Origin of the sequence: Fodinibius salsisoli (assembly GCF_026229185.1) — a bacterium.
Lineage (GTDB): Bacteria > Bacteroidota > Rhodothermia > Balneolales > Balneolaceae > Fodinibius > Fodinibius salsisoli.
The window spans coordinates 230,752-256,758 of record NZ_JAGGJA010000007.1; the positions used below are offsets into that span (position 1 = coordinate 230,752).

A 26,007-nucleotide genomic window follows, 5' to 3' on the forward strand; every position below is an offset into this window, starting at 1 on the left:
AATCTTGAAACATGAAAATTTAACAGTCATGCACCTCACCTTTCACGTCTGCTTACTGCTAATTGATTATAGGATACTAAATGTCAAGATCACTCAATTTTTAATTCCTAATTTTTCATTCTTAATTGACTATTGGTCCCACAACTCAGCCCGGATGGTATCGGCACTTTTCTCAGAAATCTGGTACTCCAGTTTCAGCCGCTTGCGTTCCGGAATTTTCTGCTCCACCAAGCTTGCGCTCTGCGCCGTATAGAGTATTAGGTCTGCCTCCCGAACAAACAGCGGCAACGATTTTCCATAGGTAGCCCCCGCCACAAAAGAACCGCCAAACTTGATACTCACCTTCAGTTCATCAATAATTTTGGGGATAGTCTCATCCTCTGCCGTCACCAAGCCAATGGTATCGATCGCCGCGCGATCCACAATTGAAAGCAGCGTATCCGGCTTCACGCCGTACACTATCGGGAGCAAGCGACCCTTTTCAGCATAAGACCGAAATTTGTTCACCAGTTGTATGGGCACAAAAAGCGCATCGTACTTCACCGTTTCGTTATACTGGTTGGCGTTAAGAACCCGACTCCGTACCCCCACCTCTTTCTTGATGGCATCGGCAATCATCTTGCCCATCTCATCGGTCTCACCAATACTGGCGCAGGTTTCGATGCGATCGGGCCAGTCCATAAAGCTGAGTTGCTCCTGGAATAACTCATCAATCTCCGATTCATCCAGACCATAGCCAATCAGCTCTTCCAGCAGCTTCCGCATCTTCTCTGCGCCTACTTCCAGGCGATCCGCTTTACTCAGATTCGTATTTTGGCGTTCCACGATAAAGCCCTTCCCCCGTTCTCCGCGAATCATCCCCTCATCCGCGAGGATATGGTAGGCCTTCCGGACGGTATGGAAGCTCGATTCCAGCTGTTGTCCCAGTTGACGTGTAGACGGCAGCGTCTCCCCCACCTGGAACTGCTTGGTAGCGATCATCAACCGGATGCGATCAGCGATATATTTGGCAGACGTTTTGATAGCTTTGCGTTTACTTGAATTTATTACTATTTATTTAGTACAATGCTTTATGTGAGTAATATTAAAGCTTAAAAACTATTGGGAATAATCAATCTCCCTAAATCCCTCTTCTCCAAAGCCTGTCCCGAAAACTTTCGGGAAGGGACTTTTGGTGGCTACTTCTGTAGTAGCTCATGACCCTATCTTCAACAATGGGTTCCTCCTTGGAGAAGGAGGACAGGAGGATTGAATGATTAGGACTCATCGTTTAGAATTAGCTTTAGTTAATAAATGGATTCGAATTATTTAAGGGATTAAAAACAACCATCATGAAGATATCAGTTTTATCGGGGATTCTCATTATCTGTTTTTCGACGCTGCTCCATGCCCAACAAACATCCACCGACAGCATTTCCATCACTTTTAATATCACTGTTCCTGAATCCACCCCGAAAGACGCTACGATTTTCTGGGCCGGCTCACTGAACAACTGGGATCCGGGCAACCGGGGAACCGGCTTTGGGATGAAAGAATATGCCGAAGCCGTTGCTTTTCAGAACGGGCAGTGGACCATCACCCTCACCGCCCCGCAAGGCAGTGAACACTCCTATAAATACACCCGTGGCTCTATTTATAGCTCCGAGGAGCAGGCAGATTACTCCTTTCGGCCGGTTCGGTCCGTTACTTTTGACAAACCAAAAACCGTTCAGGATACGGTGGAAACCTGGCACGACCTCCCACCGGAATCACTATCCGATCAATGGCCCAAAATACCGCTGGATACCACCCAGATTTACCTCGATTATAATGGCAAGCATCTCAGGGCCAATAGTACCATTCTTTATGATAAAGAAATTGGCCACAACCTGTTCGATGTAAATGCTTCCAATGCAACGGTTAAAAGCATTCCTGACAACTTTTATGATGCTGTATATTACTACCAAAAAATATCTGCCACCACGAACGATCTGCAACTCGTTTCCGCAGCTAAGACCAGTCCCGAAGAACCCTGGCATATCTTTGTGGATACCAATGGCGACAAAGCGATCAGTTTATCGGAAAAAGTGTTCACCATTGAAGAAGACGAGTCCTCCAACCAATGGTCGGGTAAGGTTCCGGTGCGCAATATCATTGATGGTGAGACGATAACTAACTTAGTGCCATTTGTGGTCAGCCAGGCAACCGACCTCCCGCCCGGCTATCGCTCCACCGCTCGTCAGGGCGCTCCGAACCTGGTCTATGAACTTCCTTACAAACACCGGCGGGGAATTATTCAAGAAGATACTTTTAACATTTCCACTCCTTACCTTTCTCGCTTTTCGGCTAACCATCAACTGACTATCGACCGCAACAATGATGATACCTTAGAGGTAGGCGACGGCTCGAATGAAGTATATGCGAGCGACTTCAAGCGAATGCGCTATGATCAAACCTACTTTCAGTTTCCTTCTTTTACATTAGGAGATCAATCTTGGCAGGTAGCCGATATCGATCCGCACGGCCGGTGGATACGACTACGTCCGGCCCTTGCAACTGAAACCCGTGAAGCGATTACAAAAGGAACCACAGCGCCCCAATGGAAGGCCGAAACGGTTAAGGACGATACCCTCAGCTCCAAAAAGCTCCAGGGAAAGTATATTTTGTTGGATTTCTGGGGCAGCTGGTGTGGACCGTGTATCCAGCAGATTCCCTTACTCAAGAAAGCCTACCATCGATTCAAGAACCAGGATTTCGAAATGATTGGCTTTGCCTATCAGAACCAGGCCTCGCTAACCAAAGCACTGCAAGAGTATCGCCTGCCCTGGTCCCAGGTGCTGGATGACACCGGTGATTACAGCTCGCTATTTTTAGTAGGTGGATACCCAAGTTATTTCTTAATCGGTCCCGATGGCACGGTTCTGGAAATGGGCAGCTCATTAGAGGGTGAGCAGCTCATTCCCACGCTGGAGCAATACTTAGAGTGATGAATTAAGACAAGACCTGCCAATTCTTAGTAATCTTGCGGATATGGTTATAGCTCAGAGGGAGTTATACTCCCGTTCTTCTGTAGTCGGGAGTGCAACTCCCTCGGAGCTTGGGTTCCTCCGGCCTCACGAATCATGTGTGTAGACTCGAATAATGATTAGGATCATTTCAGGTGCTTTAAACTATTCCAAGTTGCAAACTTGAAACAGTAGTGAAAAAAGATCATCCATAGCGCCTATGCATGGCATTTCATACTCATCGGATGAGTATTAGAAAATAATTAAAGGATGAAGCAGAATCACTCATCCGATGAGTGGTGGCATCTTCGAAGTGACAAATAACTGCCCCTATCTTAGAACAGCAATCTGTATCTCACATCCGGAATCTGGTATCCGGGAACCTATTTACTCTTATCCACCAGCTTCTTGAGTTCCGACACCAGCATCAACGACTCGATAGGTGTCATCCGGTTGGGGTCGCAGGCGTCCAGCTTGTCCATGAGTACTTCGACATTGGGATCGAGCTGCGCCTGGAACAGTGAAGGCTGTGTAATCTGGCCCTGTTTGTCCATCTCTTTGGCGGCCTTTTTCACAGCCTCTTTCTTTTTCTTAGCCCCTTCTTCCAGCGTGCCGTTGCTGTCGGTCACATCCAGGCTGTGGCTCTCCAGGTTGTGCAGAATCTCCTTAGCCCGTTCAATAACCACCGACGGCAGCCCGGCCATATCCGCCACCTGGATACCGTAGCTGTGATCAGCGCCGCCACGGACCAGCTTTCGCAGGAAAATTACCTTATCATCATGTTCTTTCACCGACACATTATAGTTGACCACATGATCGTACATATTCTCCAGCTCATTGAGCTCATGGTAGTGCGTCGCAAAGAGCGTCTTAGCGGCAACTGATGGCTGATTGTGCAGGTATTCCGCCAGCGACCAGGCGATACTAAGTCCGTCGAAGGTGCTGGTTCCGCGACCGACTTCATCCAGCAAAATCAGGGAGTTTCGGGTGGCGTTATTGAGGATATTCGCTGCCTCGTTCATTTCTACCAAGAAGGTACTCTCCCCGGCCGCCAGGTTATCAGATGCTCCCACGCGGGTAAAGATTTTATCCACCAAGCCGATATGTGCTTCGTCGGCCGGAACAAAGCAGCCAATCTGTGCCAGCAGTACAATCAGTCCCGTCTGGCGCAGAATAATACTCTTACCCGCCATATTGGGACCCGTAATAATCAGGATCTGTTCATCCTCATTTTCCAGGTGGATGTCGTTCGGAATAAACGGATCACCGGCGGGCAGCGTTTTCTCCACCACCGGATGTCGTCCTTTGGTAATATTAATCACCTGATCATCAGCAATAGCCGGCTTGCAATAATTATTGCTGAAGGCTACCTCGGCAAAGCTTTGCAGGCAGTCGAGCTCCGCAATCGCCTGGGCAATTTGCTGCACCTGTTCAGCGTATTCTGCTACATACAGGCGCAGTTCTTCAAACAATTCATATTCCAGCGTCTTACTACGCTCCTCGGAAGAAAGAATCTTCTCTTCCACCTCTTTCAGTTCGGGCGTAATATAGCGCTCAGAATTGACGAGCGTCTGCTTACGAATAAAATGCTCCGGCACTTTATCGGTGTGCGTGTTTGTTACCTCGATGTAGTAACCATACACCTTGTTGTAACCAATTTTAAGTGAACTGATGCCCGTTTCAGTTGCCAGTTCCTCCTTAATTTCTTTGATATAATTTTTACCATTACGCGCGATATCCCGAAGCTCATCCAGCTCCTCGTTAAAGCCGTCCTCAAAGATCCCCCCGTCGCGTACGCTGGCCGGCGGATCTTCCACGATCGCCTTCTCGATGCGCTCCTGTACCTCTACCAGCAGCTTCAGCCAGTCCAGGATATCATCCAGCAGGGGTTCTTCCAGCTGGTTAAACTGCATTTTGATGCGTGGCACCTGGGCCAGCGACATCTTCAACTTGGCCAGGTCCCGGGCATTGGCACGACCTACGCAGATACGCGAAATCAGTCGCTCCAAGTCACCTACCTGCCCCAGTTCTTCACGCAGATTTTCCCGGATCTCATGGTTCACATTCAGTGCTTCTACTGCATTCAGGCGGTTACGAATGGGCCCCATCCGTTTTAATGGACGCATAATCCACTTGCGCAGCAGGCGTCCGCCCATGGCCGTTTCGGTGTCATCCAAAATAGAAATGAGTGTGCCTTCGCTCTGCCCCTCCTGGATGGTGGTCGTTAGCTCCAGGTTGCGTTTGGTGGAGCCATCAAGGGCCATATATTCCTGGTTTTCAAACGACTGTATACGCTTGATATGCCCAAGCGAGGCTTTTTGGGTTTCCTGCAGGTAGTGCATCAGCGCGCCGGCTGCCACATGACCTACCTCCAGGCCTTCCACGCCAAACCCTTTGAGGGAGTGCGTTTCAAAATGATCGGTCAGCAGGTTATAGCCGTAGTCGCCCTCGTACACCCACTCTTCGATGAACGTAAGGTTGTAGTCCAGCAGTTGTTCCGGCACCTGGTTTTTGAGCTTCTGAGGAAGAAGCAGCTCCGAGGGCGTCACTGACTGCAACAGATCATGCAGTTGCTCTTTGGGAACCTGGCTCAGGGCAAATTCTCCCGTAGACACGTCTGAAAACGCTACACCCGCCATTTTTCCTTCCCAATAGACCGCCGCCGCATAGTTATTGCGCTTGTGCTCCAACAGCTTCTCCGACATCGTGACGCCGGGCGTCGTAATCTCGGTTACCTCCCGGGATACAATCTTGCGGCCCGCTTTCTTAGCTTCTGATGGATTTTCGACCTGCTCACAGACGGCCACGCGGTAGCCTTTTTTCACCAGCTTTGGCAGATAGGTATCCAGGGCGTGGTAGGGGAAGCCCGCCAGCGGGGTCTGGTCGCTTCCATTATTTCGCTTGGTCAGCGTAATGCCCAGCTCTTCGCTCACCAGCTCGGCATCATCGGCAAAGGTCTCGTAAAAGTCACCAACCCGGAAGAGCAAAATAGCGCCTTCATGCTCTTCCTTGATGTCGTGATACTGGCGCATCAATGGGGTCAGCTTCTTTTTCTTGGTAGAACTACTCATCAATAACTATTGGCTTAATACGTTGGATTTATTCTGGTGAAAGGTATAAAAATTACCGCTTCTTTCAGAAGATAGAATTCCCTGAAAGAGTCTTTCAAAAACAAGAATCACCGGCAGTTAATCAATCCAAAATCATTGTTAATTGGATACGAATTTATACAGGTACGGTGACCGATGAGCCTTGCCGGTACTTTTCTTCCCTACCCGCTCTAAGCGACCGGAGTTAACCATCTTCCGGTGGAAACTTGACCGGTTGATTTCTTTATCCAGGATGGTCTCATAGAGTGTTCGCAACTCGCGCATGGTATACTCCTCATCAAGGAGCGTGAGCCCTACAGCGGCATCATCGATATTCTTGCGCAGGCTTTCCAGCGCTTTTTGGATAATGTCTCGATGATCCCACAACAGCTTGGGCAACTGGTTAATATCGTACCAGCGGCAGCTGTCGGAGAGGAAATCCGCAATGGGTTCTGCCTGTTCAAAGTTGACGAGGGCGTAGTAAGCGGTAGAGACGAAACGCTGTAATAAAAAATGATCCTCCGCCGGTTGAAGTCCGTTTTTCTTCATGATCTTGCGCATGGGCTCGGGAGCATAGCGGTTTAAGCTGCCAAAGGTATGGAACTGGTTCAATTGGATACCCTCTAATCCGGTACGCTTTTGCAACACCCTTTGAGCAGCCACATCGAGGTTTTCATTTCTGCGGATAAACCCACCCGGCAGAGCAAAAAAGCCGGTTTCCTTATATTCAAGAATCAACACCTTGAGCTGCTTTTCATTGTAGCCAACCATCACACAGTCGATGGCAATGCCGGGGAGAAAGCCCGTCCAATCTACCTCCTTTCCTTCACTTGTATGTTGGTCTTTATTCATGCACAGAGCACTTATGGTTTGTACTGTTTCTATAAATTAACTACTATTGTTGCATAGTGTAACAATAATAATGCTTGAACGTAAGAATTTATTCTACAGTGCTGAATACGTTATTTATCTCAAAAAAAGAATCTCATGTATAAAAAGATAGTTGTACTTCTGGTTATTTTCTTAAGTGCCTGTTCTTTATTGACGCAAAAGTCAGTGGCACAATCCAATGAACAGGATTCTGCTCCCACCGTTACTGTTAAAGATGGAACGCTCGAAGGAATTGATGATTCAGGGATCTCTATCTTTAAAGGGATTCCTTTTGCCCAGCCTCCTGTCAGTGATTTGCGGTGGCGTCCGCCCCAGGAAGCGCAACCGTGGGAGGGCGTTCGGGAAGCAAAAACATTCAGTCCTGCTTGCATGCAGTTGCCCGTCTTCGGGGATATGGTATTCCGCGCCGACGGCAACAGTGAGGATTGCCTGTACCTTAATGTATGGACGCCCGAAACGTCTCCTGATCAACAGCTACCGGTCTTGGTTTACTTTTACGGGGGCGGATATATGGCTGGCGACGGCTCGGAACCCCGCTACGACGGGGCCAGCATGGCTCGCAACCATGGTATTGTGACCGTCACGGTCAATTACCGGCTGGGCATATTTGGATTTATGGCCCATCCCGAATTAACAGAAGAATCTCCTGAAAATGCATCCGGGAACTATGGCCTGCTCGACCAAGCCAAAGCACTGCAGTGGGTTAAGGATAATATTGTGGCCTTTGGCGGCGACCCTAATGACATCACTATTGCAGGAGAGTCGGCCGGCTCCATATCCGTCAGCGCACAGATGGCCTCTCCATTATCGAGAGGTTTAATTGCCGGAGCCATCGGTGAAAGCGGCTCTATCCTTGGGGCCCTTCCCGCCATCCCACTGGATGGGAGCGAGAGACAGGGGCTACAGTTTGCAAATTCTGTAGATGCCGGTTCGCTTGCGGACTTGCGATCGCTCCCCGCAGACACCCTGCTGCAGGCTGCCGGTGGTCAGGGAACTCCTCGATTTAGTCCTACGGTGGACGGCTACTTTTTCCCGAAAGCCCCCATCGAGATTTACCGAGCCGGAGAACAAGCTGATGTTCCGCTCTTCGTGGGCTGGAATTCCCAGGAAATGCCGTACCAATTCATTATGCAAGGCCAAAAACCGACACCCGAAAACTATAAGCAGCGGATTGAAACGTTATATAGCGATGCAGCCGATAACATATTAGAACTTTATCCGGGATCCACAACAGAAGAGGCGGTACAATCGGCTACGGATTTAGCCAGCGATCGTTTTATCGCCTATAGTACCTGGAAATGGAGTGACACCCACGCTGAAACGGCTGATAGCCCTGTCTATCGTTACTATTACACCCATCCACGTCCGCCCCAGAAAGATACCCCAAATAATGCGCAAGATACCACTAACGATATTCCAGAAGTAGAGGGCGCCGCTCACGCAGCTGAAATTGAATATATGATGGGTAACCTTCCATCCAATGAGGTGTTTGCATGGACCGCAGCGGATTATAAAGTTTCTGATATCTTCCAGAATTATGCAGCCAACTTTGTAAAGAACAAAAATCCCAATGGATTGGGTGTTCCCTTCTGGTCAGCTATAAATGAAAGTGAGTCTCCTAAGATTATCCACATTGCACCCACTACCGAACTGAAAGAAGATCAGCACCGACAGCGTTACCTGTTGCTCGATCAGCTATACTATTCGGAATAGTTTATTAAGGCCCTTTCTCAACTGCTTTGAGGAAGGGCCTTTCCTTTCTATTAATTCGGACGATTTATCTGTATCAAGGTAAATAGCTCTTATATTTGTATATTTACCAACAACTTCTCACTTTTCGGCTACTAAATTTAGTTTGGCATAAAGAATAATCAGCATTTAACTTTCGACTACTTATTAACTCAGGAAATTTATAGTGCAGAAGTATAAGGATTTTTGGCGGCTCATTATTACGCTGGTGAAGAAAAAAGATATTTTTTTCAATGCTTCCGCCATCACTTTTAACCTTTTCATTTGTGCCATCCCGTTTACCCTGCTGATGATTTCTATCATTGGGTACGTTCTCTCTTACGACGCAGCTTTCAATGAGATCCTGCGGTATGGCCGCGAACTCTTTCCCAGCTTTACCTACGAATCAGAGTCGGGTGATGTATTCCGTGGAGCCGTAACACTGGAAAGCCTGCTGAACCCACTGATCGGGGCACGACGCATCTTTGGAATCGTGGGGATGGTTATCCTGATCTTTTTCTCTCAGGGCTTGTTCCATACGCTCAAGCATGTCGTATTTGATATTTTTGAAATCGAAGACCGCCGGCACCCTATCCTGGAGATGGTCTATAACTTTTTCACATTTGGACTGGTGGGTAGTGTATTTTTATTCTTTAGCTTGGTTATCTCACTGTTATCGTTAGTATCCATTAACGAGCTGCCACTGCCATTTACCGAGATGGTGGTAGAACTCAGCTGGCTTTATGAGCTGCTTAATTATCTCATTCCGGTTCTCTTTACCTTTTTTCTGTTCTACATCATCTTTCGCTACATCACCGAAAAGCGGATGCAACCGCGGGTGGCCCTGCTGGCTGCGGTCATTTTTACTACGCTCTTTGAGCTTGCCAAATTTGGCGTCGGCTGGTACCTGGAATACAGCCTGCATGCCTATCGGTATTTTTATCAGGGATATACTATTTTGGTGATTATCGGGGTCTGGGCCTTTTATTCAGCCGCTCTTTTTGTATTCAGTACAATTATTGCCCGGGCTTACCAACAAGTATTTGTTAAGGACCACTCCATCCCACGGAACCCTTATACCGTTATTTCTTAGAAGAATTGAGTCATGAGTAGTAAATTTTGGACAAAGAGCGGTGAGCTGGATATCCTGAACCTTAACCCTCATTTAACTTCAACTTCTAACGTCCATAATTTTATATTTCATGGCGAGCAACAAACTTCCGCTGTCTTTTTACCAGCAATCTAATGTTGTGCAGCTTAGTAAAAAGCTGATTGGAAAGGTGCTGTGTACACAAATTAACGGCAAGCTTACCTCCGGCCTGATAACCGAAACCGAAGCCTATCGCGGTTACGATGATAAAGCTTCTCATGCTTCCGGTGGAAAACGCACTCAGCGGACGGAAACCATGTTTAAAAATGGGGGCATCAGCTATGTTTATTTGTGCTATGGTATCCATCATCTTTTTAACGTGGTAACCAATACCGCTAATAAGCCCGATGCCGTTTTGATTCGAGCCATCAAGCCGTTGCAAGGAAAAGAAACCATGCTTCAGCGCAGAAATGCCTCGGCTAATAGTCCCTCATTAACGGCGGGCCCGGGGCGACTGTCCCAAGCTCTGGGTATTACAACAGCCAACGATGCCCTTCCCCTCACAGGCTCTACCCTTTGGATTGAAGACCGTGGAGATACTTTTTCGGATGATATGATTACAGCCAAACCACGGATTGGGGTTGATTACGCCGGCGACCATGCAAGCCGGCCCTGGCGCTTTTTTATCCACGATAGTGCATGGGTTAGCCATAAATAAAAAAGCCCATCCGGTTAAGAATGGGCTTTTAGCTAAGATAGAAACACATTAATTTTGCATGCTATCCTGGGTAATTTTCTGGAATCGCTTCATAACTTCAGGATTGCTCCGAACGGCTTGCATCAGTTGTTGGAATCGCTGTGGATTCAATCCATTATTCTGAATAATGCCAATCATCTTTTGTTGAGCATTTTGTGACATCTTCATCAATTTGGGCTGAATCTCTTTGATCGTTTCTTCTTCTTCAGCAGTAACATCCAGTGAATCAGCCATTTGAGGATTGCGCTTACTCATCATAATCTTTTGGAAACGCTGCATATCAATATCTGTTTCTGCAAGCATTGAATCAACCTTTTGACCCATTTCCTGGCGAATCTTCTGAGATTCAGAAGAAACCTGGGCAAACTTTTGCAACTCCTGATCAGTAATACTATCTGCCTGTGCAGGTTGTGGCGCCTGCTGTTGCACCTGAGCAACTGCAGAGCCTGCCATTAATAACAATCCGACTAAAAGAGGCATCACATTTTTGAAACACTTCATATAAAGAAAATAAAATTAGAAATTTAGACCGTAATCTGGATTAAGTTGAACAAATATATCGATTATTTGTTCCGATTTAAAACGGCCCTGCGTCATTAAATTGCCTTATCAGGCTTGGTTCGTATCGTTTAAACGTTAGCACCTACTCTTCATTGTACGTTGACAGTAAAGAGATATGAAGGAAGATCTGGCAATCAAAAACCATTTTGGAATGCTCAAAGGTATGAGCTCCAGTTATGGAAGAATATCAAAATTAACGGTAGGCGGCTGACCTGTACCCTGAATATCCAAGGTTGTGTTTAACGGTACGTGATCATCAAAGAATCCACCATTCCTTAAAAAGAACCGGCCTTCTTCCGCACCTCCGGCAAAGTCAGTGCGATATGCTCGCTGTGCAATATCATCTCCCATAAAGCGGGCCTCCGTTATCTGATGCCATTGCCCACTTTTGTCGCGAGCCCATTGGTTATGATACCAGGCAAGGCGTCCCAGGTAACCATTGGTATCCACAAAGTTTTCCAAAAAAGAGTGGGGGCGTGTATACCAGCTATCCGTTTGGGGCCGTTTGAACTGGGCAATTAGCTTCCACTGTTGTTGGTTGGGTAAATAAAAGTATGCAGTGTAAATAGTATTTCCCTCCCCATCAGGTCGTGCTCCATTCAAAAACCGATAGGTGGTGCCGGCTTCCCAGGGATAGACCCAGTAGCTTTGCCCACCTGAACCCTCATTACCAAACTTGCCCGTATATACGCCTTCACCCTTTTTAAGCACTTGGATGCGCTGCTCTTCAGGGATCTCTTCGGGATTATCTGTTTGGTATGGACTCCAGACTGAAAATAATACTCGTCGCTCATCACTAGCGTTAACCTGAATTCCAAAATAGCCTTCACCGAATCCATTGGCCATAAAATAGGAACCAACAGGATCTTGTCCCTTGGGAACCGTAACTTCACTATAAAACCACTCAATATCCGTTTCTTCCGGGAAACCATAGCCAAGATGAACAGATGGACCTCTTCGTCCCCAATAAAACCGATTTTTTTTATTATCCCTGACATAAGTCACCTTCACATCTTCGGGAACTTTCAGAATTAAATCACTAATATGAGCATAGGTATCTCCTTCTTTTTCAACCCCCTTGATATCAAAACGCGCATACCCAGCTTCGCTTATGCCTACCTTTCCAACGCTTACCTCCTTTTCTGACTGGCTGCTAATAGCTACATTATAAACCGTCTCTCCATGAAGTATTTCTACCGTGCTTGTACCGGCATCAACGGATCCTCGTAACGAAACATCCACCGTTACTTGACGATCGAACTTTATAAACACACTAAAGTTGCTTGCACTGTGCTGCCAACCTTCAATGCCGGCATTTGATATTTCATCTCCACTTGGCGGTCCTGTTTGATAGGTATTGCCGCCCAATGGAACTTCCACAGTTTTCACTATCCCTTTATTTTGACCGACCGTTTCACCATCCGCCGAGCATCCCAATACGGTTACCACAATACTCATTGTTACCAACTTGATGAGCAAATCTCTTTGAATATAATTCATAACTTTAGACGAACTGTTAAAATTAATTTGCGGAAAACTTTTGGCAGCCACAATATATGAAAGAAAAAGAAAATAATAACATTTCTTTACATGCTTATTGTTCGATATATATACTTTCTTTTTGTTTTAAAAATAATGGTCAAAAAATTATTTCCACTTCCGAAATAGTTTAACATCGAATTAAAATTTTGCCTATTATTGTAGACCTAATATTTGATCAATTTCAATTCAATCAAACCCTACAAATTATGAATTCTTATAAACGTAATATTTCACTCTTGCTTGCTGTTCTGTTTGTAACAGCATCCGCGTTTATTCCAGTTGATGTTGAAAACCCATCGAATGCTACAGCTTGGTCGATTGACAAGGCCCACAGCAATATCTCATTCTCCATTCGTCATATCTTTACCCCCATTACCGGGGAATTTAAAGAGTATGATGCCAACGTAATGTTCGACCCCGATAACCTGGAGGAAAGCAGTATCGACATCGAAATTCAGGTCAGCAGTATCGATACGGATGTTGAAAAACGAGACGGTCACCTGCAATCCGATGATTTCTTTAGTGTCGCCGAATATCCTACTATTACATTCAGCAGTGACCAGATTACGGTCGAAGGCGATAATGAATTCATTGCACACGGGGAGCTCACGATTAAGGATGTAACCAAAGAAGTGGAACTGCCCTTTACACTACTGGGTGTTCAGGACCATCCCATGCAGGAGAATACCAAAGTTGCAGGCGTCACCATTGACTACCAGTTGAATCGTAATGATTTCAATGTTGGTGCAGGCGACTGGGCATCCACAGCCATTATTGGCGGAGAGGTTGATTTGAATATTGATCTTGAGATGACCAGCCCTGCCAACTAAATACCGTTAGTAACTTTTTTATTACAAAAGGAGCTTATGCGAAATAGGCTCCTTTTTGTATTTTGAGATATATCCATAATCTAAACCTTATATATCTCCATGCGCATTGTTTCATTGCTGCCCAGTATCACAGAAATTGTGGTAGCCCTTGGCAAAAAAGAGGAGCTTATAGGCTGTTCTCATGAGTGTAATTTTCCAGAGGATATTATCTCTCTTCCCGCCTGCACAGAACCCAAATTCGATCCCGATGGTACCAGTTATCAAATTGACCAGCGGGTAAAGGCGGTACTTCAGGAAGGGCTCGCGGTCTATCGGGTAGATGCTGAACTCCTTAAAAAGCTCAACCCGGATGTTATCCTAACTCAGGATCATTGTGATGTATGTGCTACCTCATTCACGGAAGTCAAAAAGGTAGTACAGTCCACACTGGATAAAGACGTGGAGGTTATCTCGGTATCGCCAACGGACTTGTCGTCGGTTATAGACTCAATTCGTACCATCGCCCGGGCCATTGATGCCGAACCGGAAGCCGAAGAGCTTATGGCTGAAATGAAAGGCACTCTACAAGACATTCAGCAACAAACGTTGCCGCTTTATGCACCGGATGTACTCTGTATTGAATGGCTCGACCCGCTGATGGCAGCTGGCAATTGGATTCCACAACTTGTACAACTGGCGGGTGGCAATCCCCAACTTGCGGAAGCCGGAAAGCACTCTCCATGGCTCGAATGGGAGAAAGTCCAGCAGCTCAATCCTGAAATTATTACCATTACGCCCTGTGGATTTGGTATCTCCGAAACACTCTCGGAGCTCTCCTCCCTTACCAGCCAGCCCGGATGGGAAAACCTGAAAGCCGTACAAAACCACCAGGTATTTATCATGGATGGGGATCATTATTTTAACCGCCCAGGTCCACGCTTGGTCGATTCTACCAAAATCCTGGCGGAAATCATTCATCCCGGACGCTTTCGAAGTGATACTTCGCACCCCGGCTGGATAAACCTTCATGATTATCAATTTCAACAAGCGTTAGGTTAATGTTATGCCCGGCAAAGCCATCATTATTGGAGCTACTTCGGGCATAGGTCGTTCTTTGGCTGTTGAATTACATAATCGCGGCTATATAGTTGGAGCTACCGGCCGACGGAACCAGCGACTCAAAGAGCTCCAGGATGAGCTGGGTGACCGATTGTATATCCAAACAATGGATGTAAGCCATACTGAAAATGCCATTAAACAACTTAAACGTATCACTGACCAGATGAATGGGCTTGATATCATTGTCCTGAATGCAGGTATTTCAAGAAGTGGCGAAGGTACCACTAGAAAAACAGATCTTAAGGTTGTTGATATCAATATCCGGGGCTTTGCAAACCTTACCAGCTTCTGTTTTGAACAATTTGAAAAACAGGGCCATGGCCACCTTGTAGGCATTTCCTCAATTGCTTCGCTATTTGGCTGGGGCCGAACCCCTGTTTATAATGCGTCCAAATCCTTTGTTAATACTTACCTACAGGGCTACCGTCAGAAAGCAAATCATTCGGATGCTAATATCACCATTACGAATATACTTCCGGGCTTTGTTCGCTCCGAAATGACTGAGAATAAAAAAAATATGTTCTGGGTTTCTTCGGCAAAAAAAGCGGCCACTCAAATCGCTGATGCCATTGAAGCCAAAAAAGATAAAGCCTACGTCACCAAACGATGGCGGCTCATAGCTTGGCTAATAAAGCTGATTCCTGAAAAAATATGGAACCGAATGTAAGTAAGCTCACTCAATAAATAGCCACTTGACTTAAGCTCAACTTCTTATTCTATTTGACTACTCATCCAACAACTCTTTATCACTAACTGATGGCTCAAATTAGCACTGGTCTTTTACTGTTTCGTCGAAAGCCTCACCTTCAGCTACTGCTGGGGCATCCCGGAGCCCCCATGTGGCAAGATAAAGATGAGCAAGCCTGGACCATCCCCAAATACTATGTGGATAACGAAAAAGACCTCTTGGAGCGGGCCCAGCACTCCTTTGAAGAAAGCTTTGGATTTATTCCCGATGGAGACTATGAAGCGTTAGGGACTGTATCCAGTGAGGGTGAAACCATGCATGTGTGGGCCGTTGCGCACAACATTCCGGATAATTTTATTTTTGAGCCCTTCTGGTTCGAAATGGAATGGCCACCGGATTCCGGGCAAATGGAATCATTCCCCGAAATGGACCGCATCGAATATTTTGGTCCCTTCGAAGCCCGTAAAAAAATTCTTCCTGAACAGGTAGAATTCCTTCCCCGTCTCGTTGATATTTGCACACAAAAAGAACGCTAGCATCACAACTCCGGTTATATTAAGGTACCATTCTAATGATAATTCAAAAGAAATCATTCTATACACTATGTCTGGTAAAAAATTATTGATGATTGTCGGCGATTTTGGTGAAGATTACGAAATCATGGTTCCTTTTCAGGCTTTACAGATGGTGGGTCATACTGTCCATGCCGTCTGTCCGGGTAAGAAGGAAGGAGATTCCGTAAAAACAGCTATCCATGATTTTGAGGGAGATCAAACCTATACTGAGAAACCGGGCCACAACTTTGCCCTAAATGCTACTTTTGATGAGGTAAATCCGGAAGATTATGATGCGCTTGTCATCCCCGGCGGCCGCGCTCCTGAATACCTGCGTCGAGAAGACGGCGTGCTTGAAATGGTCAATCACTTTGTTTCTGAAGACAAACCGATTGCAGCACTGTGCCATGGACTACAAATACTCGCTGCCGCCGATGCAGTACGTGATAAAACACTGACAGCCTATCCTGCATGTGCGCCAGAAGTAGAAATGGCCGGTGGACGCTATAAGGAAGTAGATCCTACTGAAGTCGTTACGGACGGCAACCTTGTAACTTCGCCTGCCTGGCCGGGACATCCCAAATGGCTGGCTGCTTTTCTGGATGTATTGGGTACCCAAATCACCCATCAGGATAAAGCCATAGCTTAACTTATTAATAAACTTGTACAGGCCTCTGTCATCGACAGGGGCTTTTTTTACAGCCATATTTACTTCCTTCCTTTAAGCCATAAACAGGTTGGACCTGAAACTTTGCCAGATTACCCACTCCCCATCATGTTCAATTTGAAGAAGACGGCAGACTGAAAGTGAAGAGCTTTTAGATTTATATTTTGGGAAATCCAAAAGAATATGCCCCAACCAAGCTCATCAAATATATAAATCGGTGTTACGTAATCGGCCTGTGCGGCTTCATATAAAGTAGCACTGTCGTGTATTCTTAAGTCATTGCGAAACCAAAGTAAAATGTTCTACATCTTGAACTTAGTAAAACTTTCATTTACAATTATTTAAATAAAAATGGTCTTTTATCGTTCGATTTTAATAGCAATGGATTGTATAATTGTCTACAGAAGGATTTTATTCACAGTATATACTTTCCTTAAATAGTGAATTTGTTGTGCCTGCATCTAAACCAATGATAATTGCATATTTTGCTGTACTTACCTGCTTTGTGCTAAGTAGCTGCACTAATGCGCAAAATAATGCCCAACAAATCATTAGCAACCTACAGCTACCCGATGGATTTTCCGCAGAAATTTATGCCAGTGATGTACCCAATGCCCGCCAGATGGTCATGGGTCAAGATGGAATCATCTATGCAGGCAGCCGCGGGGCAGGTAACATTTATGCTATCGTTGATGGGAATAATGATTTCAAAGCCGATACCGTTTATACTATTGATGAAGATCTTCGGTCTCCCAGTGGAATAGCCTACCGTAATGGTTCGCTTTATGTGGGAGCTATTAATCGGATTCTGCGTTATGATAATATTGATGAACAATTTGCTCACCCCCCTGAGCCGGTTGTTGTCACCGACTCTTATCCCAGCGAAGGCCACCACGGATGGAAATTTATCGCTTTTGGTCCGGATGGCAAGCTTTATGTGCCGGTGGGTGCCCCTTGCAATATTTGTAAGTCAGAGAATGAGCTCTTTGCCAGCATCACACGGATTAATCCAGATGGAACAGAACGTGAAGTTATTGCCCATGGCGTACGCAATTCGGTCGGCTTCGACTGGCATCCTGAAACCGGGGACTTATGGTTTACCGATAACGGCCGAGACTGGCTGGGCGATAACCGACCGCCTTGCGAGCTGAATCATCTTACTGAAGAAGGCCAACATTTTGGATACCCCTATAAACATGGAACTGATATCTGGGATCCGGAGTTTGGGGGCCAGGGGAAAGGGATGGACCAACCCTTTCGTGCCCCGGCACAAGAGCTGGGGCCGCACGTAGCTCCCTTGGGAATGATTTTTTATACAGGCCAGATGTTTCCGCAAGACTATAAAAATCAAATCCTTATTGCAGAACATGGAAGCTGGAACAGAAGTGATAAAATTGGGTATCGTATTACAAGGGTTTCCTTAAGAAATGGTAGCCCAGACTCTTACCAACCATTCATCAGCGGATGGCTACAAGGCAATGATGCCGTTTGGGGTCGGCCGGTAGATCTTTTGCAATTAAATGACGGATCAGTACTTATTTCAGACGACCATAAAGGCATTATTTATCGTATAACTTATAACTCTTAATCGATTTTACTACATGCTACGAACCCAACGACAAAAAAAACTACGCAATATCGGAATCCTTATATTGCGTGTGGGCCTGGGGATTATGTTTATGTTACATGGATATCCTAAAGTTTTCGGAGGTCCAGAAATGTGGACTCAAGTTGGATCAACCTTACAAGTTATCGGCATCGATTTTGCCCCCATGTTTTTTGGCTTTATGGCTGGTATTACCGAATTTTTTGGTGGACTTTTTCTTATGTTAGGGCTGTTTTTTACACCAAGTCTTATCCTTTTAATTATTGTGATGATTGTTGCTGCCATCACACATATCGCCTCCGGGGACCCTTTTACAGCATACTCCCACAGCATTGAACTTGCTATCGTATTTTTAAGCCTGTTATTTATTCGTCCCGGTCCATACAGCCTCGACAAAAAATTGGAAAAACGTCGACGCCGGTACTAAACACCATCCTATGCTATTGTGAAAGCCATGGTCTTACATACTGTTGGTGAGCCACTGGAGCTCCGAGACCTTCCCGTCCCTAAAGTTGAAGAACACCAGTTACTGCTTAAAGTACAAAGTTGTGGCATTTGTCGTACCGACCTTCACATTGTAGACCACGAACTGCAGTATCCAAAGCTTCCCCTCATCCTGGGACATCAAATTGTAGGCACCGTTCACAAAGTTGGCAAACACGTCACAGGCTTTAAGATTGGAGACAAGGTAGGTGTGCCATGGCTTGGGTACACCTGTGAACACTGTACATTTTGTAAAAATGACCAAGAAAACCTCTGCGATAACGCCCAATTTACAGGTTATCAAATAAATGGTGGATTTGCTGAGTTTGCAACCGCTAATGCCCGCTTTTGTTTTCCGATTCCGGATGGCTATCCAGCTAATCAAGCTGCTCCGCTACTTTGTGCTGGCCTCATTGGCTACCGATCCCTCCGCAAAGCTGACGATGCTCGAACCCTTGGCTTTTATGGATTCGGTTCCGCAGCTCACATTTTAACGCAAGTCGCCCTCCACCAGGATAGGAAGGTATATGCCTTTACCCGTCCCGGCGATGCCAGAGGACAACAATTTGCCCGTTCCCTTGGCGCTACATGGGGCGGTGGTTCTGAAACCCTACCGCCTCAAAAACTGGATGCGGCCATCATCTTTGCCCCGGCCGGACATTTAGTGCCCCAAGCCCTGAAAGCTATAAAAAAGGGAGGGAAGGTTATTTGTGCCGGCATCCACATGAGCGACATCCCAAGCTTTCCCTATAGTGATCTCTGGGGCGAACGTTCTATTGAGTCTGTTGCCAATCTAACTCGCCAGGATGGCCTTGAATTCATGCAGCTCGCACCAAAGGTGCCCATCCATTCGACCGTTACCACTTACCCCCTGGCCCAAGCAAACCAAGCACTCGATGATCTTCGGGCGGGCGACCTCGAAGGCTCGGCCGTACTGGCTATAAATCCCGATTGATTCAGCGCTCAGTTTATTCGTGAATTCACTCTGTATAATTCATATCTTTGAAGCTAACCAAGAGCGACTGGATAACACAAATTCCCGATAAACCATACCTTTTTATGCACGACATCGTACTTATTCCCGGAGACGGCATAGGCCCTGAAATCACCAAGGCTGTAACTACTATCTTTCAAGAGGCCAAAGCCCCCATCAACTGGATTGAATGCTCGGCCGGCCTAAGCGCACATGAAGAATTAGGCAATCCACTGCCAGAAGAGACCCTGGAAGCCATAAAAAAATATAGAATAGCCTTAAAGGGACCATTAACAACCCCTGTTGGAGCCAGTTTTCGTTCAATAAACGTAGCTTTGCGTAAAAAATTTAAGCTCCACAGCAATATCCGTCCGGCAAAAACACTTCCGCATATCGAAAGCCGATTCGATAATATCGACCTGGTGATGTTTCGGGAAAATACCGAAGGGTTATATATTGGTAAAGAAAAATGGATTCAAGAAGACGAGCACGCCGAAAGTATTGCAGTAGTAACTCGTGAAGCCAGCGAAAAAATTGTTCGTGCCGCTTTCGAATATGCCAAGAATAATGGTCGCAAAAAGGTTACTCTGGTCCATAAGGCGAACATCCTAAAATATACTTGTGGACTGTTTATGGAAGTAGGCGAACAAATTGCTGCAGAATACCCTGAGATTGAATATGAAGATCTTATTGTAGATAACATGGCCATGCAGATGGTAATGTATCCTAATAAATATGACGTCATCGTAACAACCAACCTATTCGGCGATATTCTCTCCGACCTCGCATCGGGATTAGTCGGCGGACTTGGCCTGACTGGCGCTGCCAACATTGGTGATGACGCGGCTATCTTTGAAGCTGTTCACGGTTCCGCTCCAGATATTGCAGGACAAAACAAAGCCAATCCTATTGCTTTCTTACTCTCTTCACTGATGCTGCTTGAATATATTGGCGAGCAAGAAGTAGCCGACACCATCCGCCAGGCCATCTATGAAACGCTGGCTGATAAATCTGTTTGCACTCCTGATATCGGTGGAAGCGGCTCTACCACAACTTTTACCGAAGCTGTCTGTGAGCGTTTAGCGTAGTACGTATTGGGTGTAGGTTAAATACAATACGCAATACGGACTATGATAAGTCAACAAACTCTACTTCAAGCGAAGAAGTGTTCAGCAGGGCAATCGAGGCCTCTTCCCCGAAGCCGTGGGCGGTCCCGGGGTTTATGGACAGCGTCCCACTTATTCTTTCTTGTTTTTTCTGGTGAGTATGCCCGGTGATTACCACATCGAAATTACCGGATTGCTCCAGTGCCTCTGTAATAGGGACATCCGTGCCATGATAGAGGGCAATCCGGCGCTCATCCACCGTTATATCACCAAAGGAGCCCATCAATTCGGCGCCAATAGATTGAAACTTCTTCATAAGCAGGTACTTATCACCGTCATTATTTCCGAACACGCCCTTCAAAGGTACCCCCTTAAAAACAGGAATCATAAATGGGCTACAGTAATCCCCGGCATGAAGGACCAACTCTACTTTCCGATCTTTAAAAATCCGTGCCGTTTTTTCCGCATGCGGAATATGATCGTGCGAATCTGAAATAAGACCTATGAGCATGAGATTTTTCTGTTATTTCGAACTATCTGTTTAATTTAATACGTATACTTTAATGGATATAACTAACCATAGATACTGACACAGAGTACCTAACATTCAATTAAGGAGAAATTATGAAATATTTAAAATCGGTTTTTTGCATCTTCACTTTAGGATTATGTCTCGTTCTGAGCCTGGGATTTAACGCAATAGCACAAGACTTTGAAGGTGTCATCCATTATCAATTTGATAAAATGGAACAGCAAAATATGGATGACATCCAGTACATGATCAAGAATGGCAAGATCCGGATGGAGTTTGGTATGGGTCCACAGTCGGGAGCTATGCTTTACAAGCCTGACGAGTCAAAAATGACGTTTATCATGGATCAGATGAAAAGCTATATGAGCATGGATATGACTGATATGTCCCAAGAAAGTAACTATGATAGTAAATGGGATAAATCGGAAGTGGAAAAAACGGGCCAAACCAAAGAAATCGCTGGTCATGATTGCGAAATCTGGAACATTGCCAACGATAATGACGAGAAACTTACCATGTGCATGGCCAATGACCTCGGCACCTTTATGACCCCGGGTAATCCCATGGCCAAACAAAATGCGCCAGACTGGGCCAAAGAGATTATCGCCGAAGGCTTCATGCCCCTCGAAGTAATTGAACAGTCAGGCGGAAACGAGACCGTCCAAATGCGAGCGACCAAGATTGAAGAAAAATCACTCTCGGATGAGTTATTCGAAGTTCCTCAAGGATACCGGGATATGAGCGGCATGATGAAACAGATGATGAAGCAACGTAATAATTAGGTGCCTCCCCGGCACTTCGGAAGTTTCGGGGGCCGGGGAAATGAACAACTTATCTAAAAGTCTGAGGAATATTTGAAGGCTTGCCAAAACTGGGCTCGTTATCCTGTCCCTCCCGAGTAGTCGAGATCAGGATCTCTTTTGAGAAAACTCCCACAAGTATATGAGATTCTGAAACGAGTTCAGAATGACAAGAAGCAGTAGTTTTGAAAAGTGCTCTTTTTACACTACGTATCAAAAATTTGTCAATCTATTTGGGATAACAACTTTTGAGCTTCTTCCCGGTAGTCTGAGCTTACTTCCGACTCGGCTGCTTCTTTTAAGTACGACTTAGCTTCATCATCTTTATGCTGCCAGTGTAAAAGCTTACCAGCGGAATAACCAGAGGTCACCCAAAAATCGCGCCCCTTTGTGTTAGGCAACTTTTTTCCAATTTCAAAGGCTTGTTTATAAAGCTTCAAAGCTTGCTGATGATTTCCTCTTCTCTCCAGTATACGTCCTTTCCAGGTTAGAAGCTCTTCCTTCATAACCTTTTCAAACGGCAAATCATCCCTTTCCCAGCGCTCCAGTGTCTGGTCAATAAACTTAAGCGCTTGGTCGTATCGATCACGCTGATAATAGTTCTTTACCAGAATACGGGCGTAGTAATTATTTCGAGGATACTGCCGATGTAGCTTCTCAAAATGTTGGACGGCCGCCTTATAATTGTTTTCATAATTATAATTAATATTCCCCAAAAAATAGGTGGCCTCAGCCCGGGCAAATATAGCCTGTTCGGATGCCTCATGAATAAAGTTTAACCCTTTTTCTTTGTCACCGTCAGGTAAAAACCATGATACGGTTTTCACCACGGGATATGCTTCGGGAAGATAGGCCGCATAATAGAGTTTGAGCCCTTGGGCAAGCTTCAAATCCGGCATGTCAGGCTCTTTTTCCAATAAATATTCGTAGGTGCCCATCGCCTTGCGTGCATAGTTGAGGCTGGTGATCCATTCTTCTCGGTTCGAATACTGCCGGCCGATATAGCCGTTGCTAATCGCCTGAATGATAAGTGCATCGGCATGCGAAGATTGGCGATGAAGCAACTTACCAGCCTGATAGTTCGCCTTCTTCATCATGTTCACAAACTGCTTGTCATTTGACTGATCTTCTAAATCTGACAGCACCTGCCACCAAAATTTCATGCCTTCTATGAGGGACCATAACGGGTGGGAAGGATATTTCTCTTTCCATGGACTTAAAACCCGATCGGCGCCATCAAACTGAAAATTATAAATAGAATCGACGGCAGCCTTGGCATCCGGTCGAAACTGGTCGCTATTAACCAACTCCGGCATCTGTGCCGAAGCGGATATTGACCAAAAGATGCCAATTAGTATTAGAAGAAAATGCTTTATTCGTTTCACCGGCGTTTTTTTATCTCAATAACTTTAGATAACCATGCTTATTGTAAATGATTTTTAAACCATTGCCCCGTGTTTTTCAGCACCTTCTGGAACGTTGAAGGCAGATCTCCGCCATCATAAGGATGGGAAGTATCAAAGGTATGGCCAGAATCCGGCATTAGCTGTAGCTCTTTATACTCAGAAGAACAATGCCCATACAGTTTCTCTGCCTCCTTGTATGACACTCCCTCGTCCCCCCTGGAATGTATAAACAAGGCCGGTGAGCTCAATTCTTCAACGCGTTTCACAGCTACCAATCGATCCGCATTTTCCAGGATATCCTCAAATACAATCTTTTTTAACGGCATCATCTGCCCGGTACGACCATTCTTTATTTCTGTTACGCCCCCCTCTTCCCAATCTGCAACCATGAGCGGATTACTACTCCATCGTTCTTTGTAATCGGCCACGGCTGACCACGTTACCAAGCACTTTATTTCCGAATATTCGGCTGCAGCCGTCGTTGCCGTGTGCCCACCGCGAGAGTGCCCCAGGATGCCAATATTTTCGGTCTCCAGGCTACAATCTTCCGGCAGTTCTATGCTGTCTTCCTTAAGCGCTGTAACCACAGAACCAATATCATCTAAATCCTGGCTAAACGTTTCGCGAGCAAAAAGATCCAGCTGATCAAATTCTGTCATACTCTCGCCTACGCCATTGAGTGAAAAATTCATGGCGAGGACCGCAAATCCCCCAGAACTCAGCTGCTTACACGCTTCGGGGAAGGCGCCCCAGTCTTTAAACCCTTTAAACCCATGCACAAACAGAATTACGGGTAAGTCATCACCCTTATCAAAAGAATCAGGCGTGTACAAATCGTAATAAATAGGTAACCCTTCGGTGGATGCAACAGCTCCTGATAGCTTCATGATCAATTGCTATAAACTTAATTTACCCTTTAAAATTCAGCGGCTTTAGATTTACCAAGGTACGGAGTGCATTAATTTCTCCCTTCTTCAGATATCGCCAACGGCCCATCTTTACGTTATCTAAATTCAGGCCGGCATAATCCGCTCGTTTTAACTTGGTGACTTCCGTACCAAAGTACTCTACCATACGCCGGACCAAACGATTACGTCCCTCAAAAACGGTTAGCACAAAACTATTCTGATTCGAAATGCGGGTTATGTCCTTAGCCTGAGCAAAACCATCTTCTAACTCAATACCCTGTGCCAGCTGCTTCAGTTCTTTGGCCTCCAGTTTACGAGCAGTTTCAACTTCATATATCTTGCGTACCTCATAACTGGGATGCATCAACCGGTTGGCGAGGTCTCCATCGTTGGTCAACAGTAGCAGCCCCATTGTATGGCGATCGAGACGTCCCACCGGATAGACCCGCTTCCCCGTGGCATCTTCAATCTTATCCATCACCGTATCACGATTCCGGGGGTCATCCGTAGTAGTGATTGTATCTTTGGGTTTGTTCAGTAAGATATAAACAAACTTTTCGAGGCTCAGGTGCTGGCCTTCCACGACAACCTTATCGCTACGCTGGACTTTTACGCCCATTTGGGTGACGACCTCACCGTTGACCTCTACTTTGCCCGCTGCAATGTAATCATCGGCCTTACGACGGGAACAGAACCCACAGTGTGCAATATATTTATTCAGGCGTATTTTTTCCTCCTCACCATAATTCTGATCAACGGCATGGGGGGCTTCTTTAGGCCTTCGTCTTCTTCTATTCCTCTTCTTTTTCTGGCTCATTTTCTATAAAGTCTTCTTGTTCAAATTCATTTTCTTCTGCTTCCTCTTCATCAGCCGATTCTTCATCATCCAGTATTAACTCTTCGGCCGTAAACTCTTCCAGATCGGGCACCTCCTCTTCATCAATATGTTCAACCGCATCAATCAGCGATACGGCTGTTTCTACGGCATCTTCATCCTCCGCTTTCTCCTGCAGGTCCTTAAGCTCAAGCTGCCGATCGAACAGAAATTGCCGATGTTCGGCCATATCATCATCTTTGAGGATCTCCTCAATCTCGCGAGGCTTGGGAAGCTCATCAATACTGTTAATGCCAAAATGCTTCAGGAAATACTTGCTGGTCCGATAGAGCAGTGGTTTTCCGGGAGCATCAAGGCGGCCGGAAACTTCAATAAGCACTTTCTCCAGCAGTTGGCGCAGGATATACCCGGAGTCAACGCCACGTATATCATCCACTTCGGGCTTGGTAACCGGCTGTTTGTACGCTACGATGGCTAACGTTTCGATAGCCGACTGTGAAAGTTTACGGTAGGCGTTTTCATGCTGAAAGATACTCAGCCAAGGCTCATAGCGTTTTTTAGTGGCAAAAGTAAATCCACCTCCTACAAAGGCGATTTCAAAGGCTAATCCATTTTCTTCGTAGCGCTGATTCAGTTTATCCACGAAAGGCTCTATAGCATCAGTCTCCAGCCCCAGGTTTTCTTCCCCCTTGGCAATAATTTCACAAATACGCTCCGGTGTGATAGGTTCCGGACTGGTAAAAATAAGAGATTCTATGACCGCAGACAGTCGCGTGCCGTCAACAAATTCGTAATCATTCATAACTTTGCATACATCATGGTTTGGCGGTTGTCATGAAACCACGTCAAAGGCCTAAAATAACAAAAATTGAAGGGTTT

At 45.8% G+C, this 26,007-nt stretch carries 25 protein-coding genes; 14 read left to right on the top strand and 11 right to left on the bottom strand.

Going from position 1 to position 26,007, the window contains the following annotated elements; all coding sequences use genetic code 11:
- Positions 1 to 129 precede the first annotated feature (129 nt).
- Positions 130 to 1,053 carry a GntR family transcriptional regulator gene (locus J6I44_RS12095; RefSeq protein ID WP_350356702.1) on the bottom strand — a complete coding sequence of 308 codons (924 nt, stop codon included), beginning with the start codon at positions 1,051 to 1,053 and terminating at the stop codon, positions 130 to 132.
- A gap of 278 nt (positions 1,054 to 1,331) precedes the next feature.
- Between J6I44_RS12095 and J6I44_RS12100 the strand changes: the two genes are divergently transcribed.
- Complete coding sequence (locus J6I44_RS12100) at positions 1,332 to 2,966, top strand: redoxin domain-containing protein (protein WP_265766397.1); 1,635 nt, start codon at positions 1,332 to 1,334, stop codon at positions 2,964 to 2,966.
- Between the two features lie 401 nt (positions 2,967 to 3,367).
- Here J6I44_RS12100 and mutS read toward each other — a convergent pair whose 3' ends face one another.
- Positions 3,368 to 6,055, bottom strand: coding sequence for a DNA mismatch repair protein MutS (gene mutS / locus J6I44_RS12105; protein WP_265766398.1), 2,688 nt, complete (start codon positions 6,053 to 6,055; stop codon positions 3,368 to 3,370).
- 138 nt (positions 6,056 to 6,193) lie between these two features.
- Positions 6,194 to 6,925, bottom strand: coding sequence for an NUDIX hydrolase (locus J6I44_RS12110; protein ID WP_265766399.1), 732 nt, complete (start codon positions 6,923 to 6,925; stop codon positions 6,194 to 6,196).
- A gap of 135 nt (positions 6,926 to 7,060) precedes the next feature.
- Between J6I44_RS12110 and J6I44_RS12115 the strand changes: the two genes are divergently transcribed.
- From J6I44_RS12115 to J6I44_RS12125, 3 genes are all read left to right on the top strand, one after another.
- Positions 7,061 to 8,677 carry a carboxylesterase/lipase family protein gene (locus J6I44_RS12115; protein ID WP_265766400.1) on the top strand — a complete coding sequence of 539 codons (1,617 nt, stop codon included), beginning with the start codon at positions 7,061 to 7,063 and terminating at the stop codon, positions 8,675 to 8,677.
- 202 nt (positions 8,678 to 8,879) lie between these two features.
- Positions 8,880 to 9,785 carry a YihY/virulence factor BrkB family protein gene (locus J6I44_RS12120; RefSeq protein ID WP_265766401.1) on the top strand — a complete coding sequence of 302 codons (906 nt, stop codon included), beginning with the start codon at positions 8,880 to 8,882 and terminating at the stop codon, positions 9,783 to 9,785.
- Positions 9,786 to 9,894: 109 nt separating this feature from the next.
- Positions 9,895 to 10,500, top strand: coding sequence for a DNA-3-methyladenine glycosylase (locus J6I44_RS12125; RefSeq protein ID WP_265766402.1), 606 nt, complete (start codon positions 9,895 to 9,897; stop codon positions 10,498 to 10,500).
- Positions 10,501 to 10,548: 48 nt separating this feature from the next.
- Here the strand turns inward: J6I44_RS12125 and J6I44_RS12130 are convergent, their stop codons facing one another.
- Positions 10,549 to 11,040, bottom strand: coding sequence for a DUF4168 domain-containing protein (locus J6I44_RS12130; RefSeq protein ID WP_265766403.1), 492 nt, complete (start codon positions 11,038 to 11,040; stop codon positions 10,549 to 10,551).
- Between the two features lie 234 nt (positions 11,041 to 11,274).
- Positions 11,275 to 12,600 carry a DUF3472 domain-containing protein gene (locus tag J6I44_RS12135; protein ID WP_265766404.1) on the bottom strand — a complete coding sequence of 442 codons (1,326 nt, stop codon included), beginning with the start codon at positions 12,598 to 12,600 and terminating at the stop codon, positions 11,275 to 11,277.
- Between the two features lie 248 nt (positions 12,601 to 12,848).
- On the opposite strand from J6I44_RS12135, the gene J6I44_RS12140 reads away from it, so the two are divergent.
- The 5 genes from J6I44_RS12140 (at position 12,849) to J6I44_RS12160 (ending at position 16,461) form a co-directional block, all read left to right on the top strand.
- The gene (locus J6I44_RS12140; RefSeq protein WP_265766405.1) at positions 12,849 to 13,472 is read left to right on the top strand and encodes a YceI family protein; all 624 of its coding nucleotides are present in this window, start codon (positions 12,849 to 12,851) and stop codon (positions 13,470 to 13,472) included.
- A 99-nt stretch (positions 13,473 to 13,571) separates the two neighbouring features.
- Positions 13,572 to 14,510, top strand: a complete 939-nt coding sequence (locus tag J6I44_RS12145) for a cobalamin-binding protein (RefSeq protein ID WP_265766406.1) — start codon at positions 13,572 to 13,574, stop codon at positions 14,508 to 14,510.
- Between the two features lie 4 nt (positions 14,511 to 14,514).
- On the top strand, positions 14,515 to 15,237 hold the full coding sequence (locus J6I44_RS12150) for an SDR family NAD(P)-dependent oxidoreductase (RefSeq protein ID WP_265766407.1): 723 nt from the start codon (positions 14,515 to 14,517) through the stop codon (positions 15,235 to 15,237).
- An 89-nt stretch (positions 15,238 to 15,326) separates the two neighbouring features.
- Complete coding sequence (locus J6I44_RS12155) at positions 15,327 to 15,794, top strand: hypothetical protein (RefSeq protein WP_265766408.1); 468 nt, start codon at positions 15,327 to 15,329, stop codon at positions 15,792 to 15,794.
- 67 nt (positions 15,795 to 15,861) lie between these two features.
- Positions 15,862 to 16,461, top strand: coding sequence for a DJ-1/PfpI family protein (locus J6I44_RS12160; RefSeq protein ID WP_265766409.1), 600 nt, complete (start codon positions 15,862 to 15,864; stop codon positions 16,459 to 16,461).
- Between the two features lie 110 nt (positions 16,462 to 16,571).
- Here the strand turns inward: J6I44_RS12160 and J6I44_RS20890 are convergent, their stop codons facing one another.
- The gene (locus tag J6I44_RS20890) at positions 16,572 to 16,778 is read right to left on the bottom strand and encodes a deoxyribodipyrimidine photo-lyase (RefSeq protein WP_350356703.1); all 207 of its coding nucleotides are present in this window, start codon (positions 16,776 to 16,778) and stop codon (positions 16,572 to 16,574) included.
- Between the two features lie 170 nt (positions 16,779 to 16,948).
- Here J6I44_RS20890 and J6I44_RS12165 point away from each other — a divergent pair, with 170 nt between their 5' ends.
- The 4 genes from J6I44_RS12165 to J6I44_RS12180 all read left to right on the top strand — a co-directional run bounded on the left by J6I44_RS12165 (position 16,949) and on the right by J6I44_RS12180 (position 20,629).
- A complete protein-coding gene (locus J6I44_RS12165) occupies positions 16,949 to 18,067 on the top strand; it encodes a PQQ-dependent sugar dehydrogenase (protein WP_265766410.1) in 1,119 nt (372 codons plus the stop codon).
- Positions 18,068 to 18,080: 13 nt separating this feature from the next.
- On the top strand, positions 18,081 to 18,512 hold the full coding sequence (locus tag J6I44_RS12170; RefSeq protein WP_265766411.1) for a DoxX family protein: 432 nt from the start codon (positions 18,081 to 18,083) through the stop codon (positions 18,510 to 18,512).
- Positions 18,513 to 18,530: 18 nt separating this feature from the next.
- On the top strand, positions 18,531 to 19,523 hold the full coding sequence (locus J6I44_RS12175) for a zinc-dependent alcohol dehydrogenase family protein (RefSeq protein WP_350356698.1): 993 nt from the start codon (positions 18,531 to 18,533) through the stop codon (positions 19,521 to 19,523).
- Positions 19,524 to 19,627: 104 nt separating this feature from the next.
- Entirely contained in the window at positions 19,628 to 20,629 is a 1,002-nt protein-coding gene (locus tag J6I44_RS12180; protein WP_350356704.1) for an isocitrate/isopropylmalate dehydrogenase family protein, read from the top strand.
- A 40-nt stretch (positions 20,630 to 20,669) separates the two neighbouring features.
- Here J6I44_RS12180 and J6I44_RS12185 read toward each other — a convergent pair whose 3' ends face one another.
- On the bottom strand, positions 20,670 to 21,158 hold the full coding sequence (locus tag J6I44_RS12185; protein WP_265766413.1) for a metallophosphoesterase: 489 nt from the start codon (positions 21,156 to 21,158) through the stop codon (positions 20,670 to 20,672).
- Positions 21,159 to 21,271: 113 nt separating this feature from the next.
- Here J6I44_RS12185 and J6I44_RS12190 point away from each other — a divergent pair, with 113 nt between their 5' ends.
- The gene (locus tag J6I44_RS12190; RefSeq protein WP_265766414.1) at positions 21,272 to 21,961 is read left to right on the top strand and encodes a DUF4412 domain-containing protein; all 690 of its coding nucleotides are present in this window, start codon (positions 21,272 to 21,274) and stop codon (positions 21,959 to 21,961) included.
- Between the two features lie 242 nt (positions 21,962 to 22,203).
- Here J6I44_RS12190 and J6I44_RS20895 read toward each other — a convergent pair whose 3' ends face one another.
- Genes J6I44_RS20895 through scpB form a run of 4 tightly spaced genes read right to left on the bottom strand, consistent with a single transcriptional unit; the run spans position 22,204 to position 25,930 of the window.
- Complete coding sequence (locus J6I44_RS20895) at positions 22,204 to 23,364, bottom strand: tetratricopeptide repeat protein (protein WP_265766415.1); 1,161 nt, start codon at positions 23,362 to 23,364, stop codon at positions 22,204 to 22,206.
- A 38-nt stretch (positions 23,365 to 23,402) separates the two neighbouring features.
- Positions 23,403 to 24,272, bottom strand: coding sequence for an alpha/beta hydrolase family protein (locus J6I44_RS12200; protein ID WP_265766416.1), 870 nt, complete (start codon positions 24,270 to 24,272; stop codon positions 23,403 to 23,405).
- Positions 24,273 to 24,294: 22 nt separating this feature from the next.
- Complete coding sequence (locus tag J6I44_RS12205) at positions 24,295 to 25,110, bottom strand: pseudouridine synthase (RefSeq protein ID WP_265766417.1); 816 nt, start codon at positions 25,108 to 25,110, stop codon at positions 24,295 to 24,297.
- Complete coding sequence (gene scpB, locus J6I44_RS12210) at positions 25,085 to 25,930, bottom strand: SMC-Scp complex subunit ScpB (protein WP_265766418.1); 846 nt, start codon at positions 25,928 to 25,930, stop codon at positions 25,085 to 25,087. The genes J6I44_RS12205 and scpB overlap by 26 nt, the downstream gene beginning before the upstream one ends.
- Between the last annotated feature and the right edge of the window lie 77 nt (positions 25,931 to 26,007).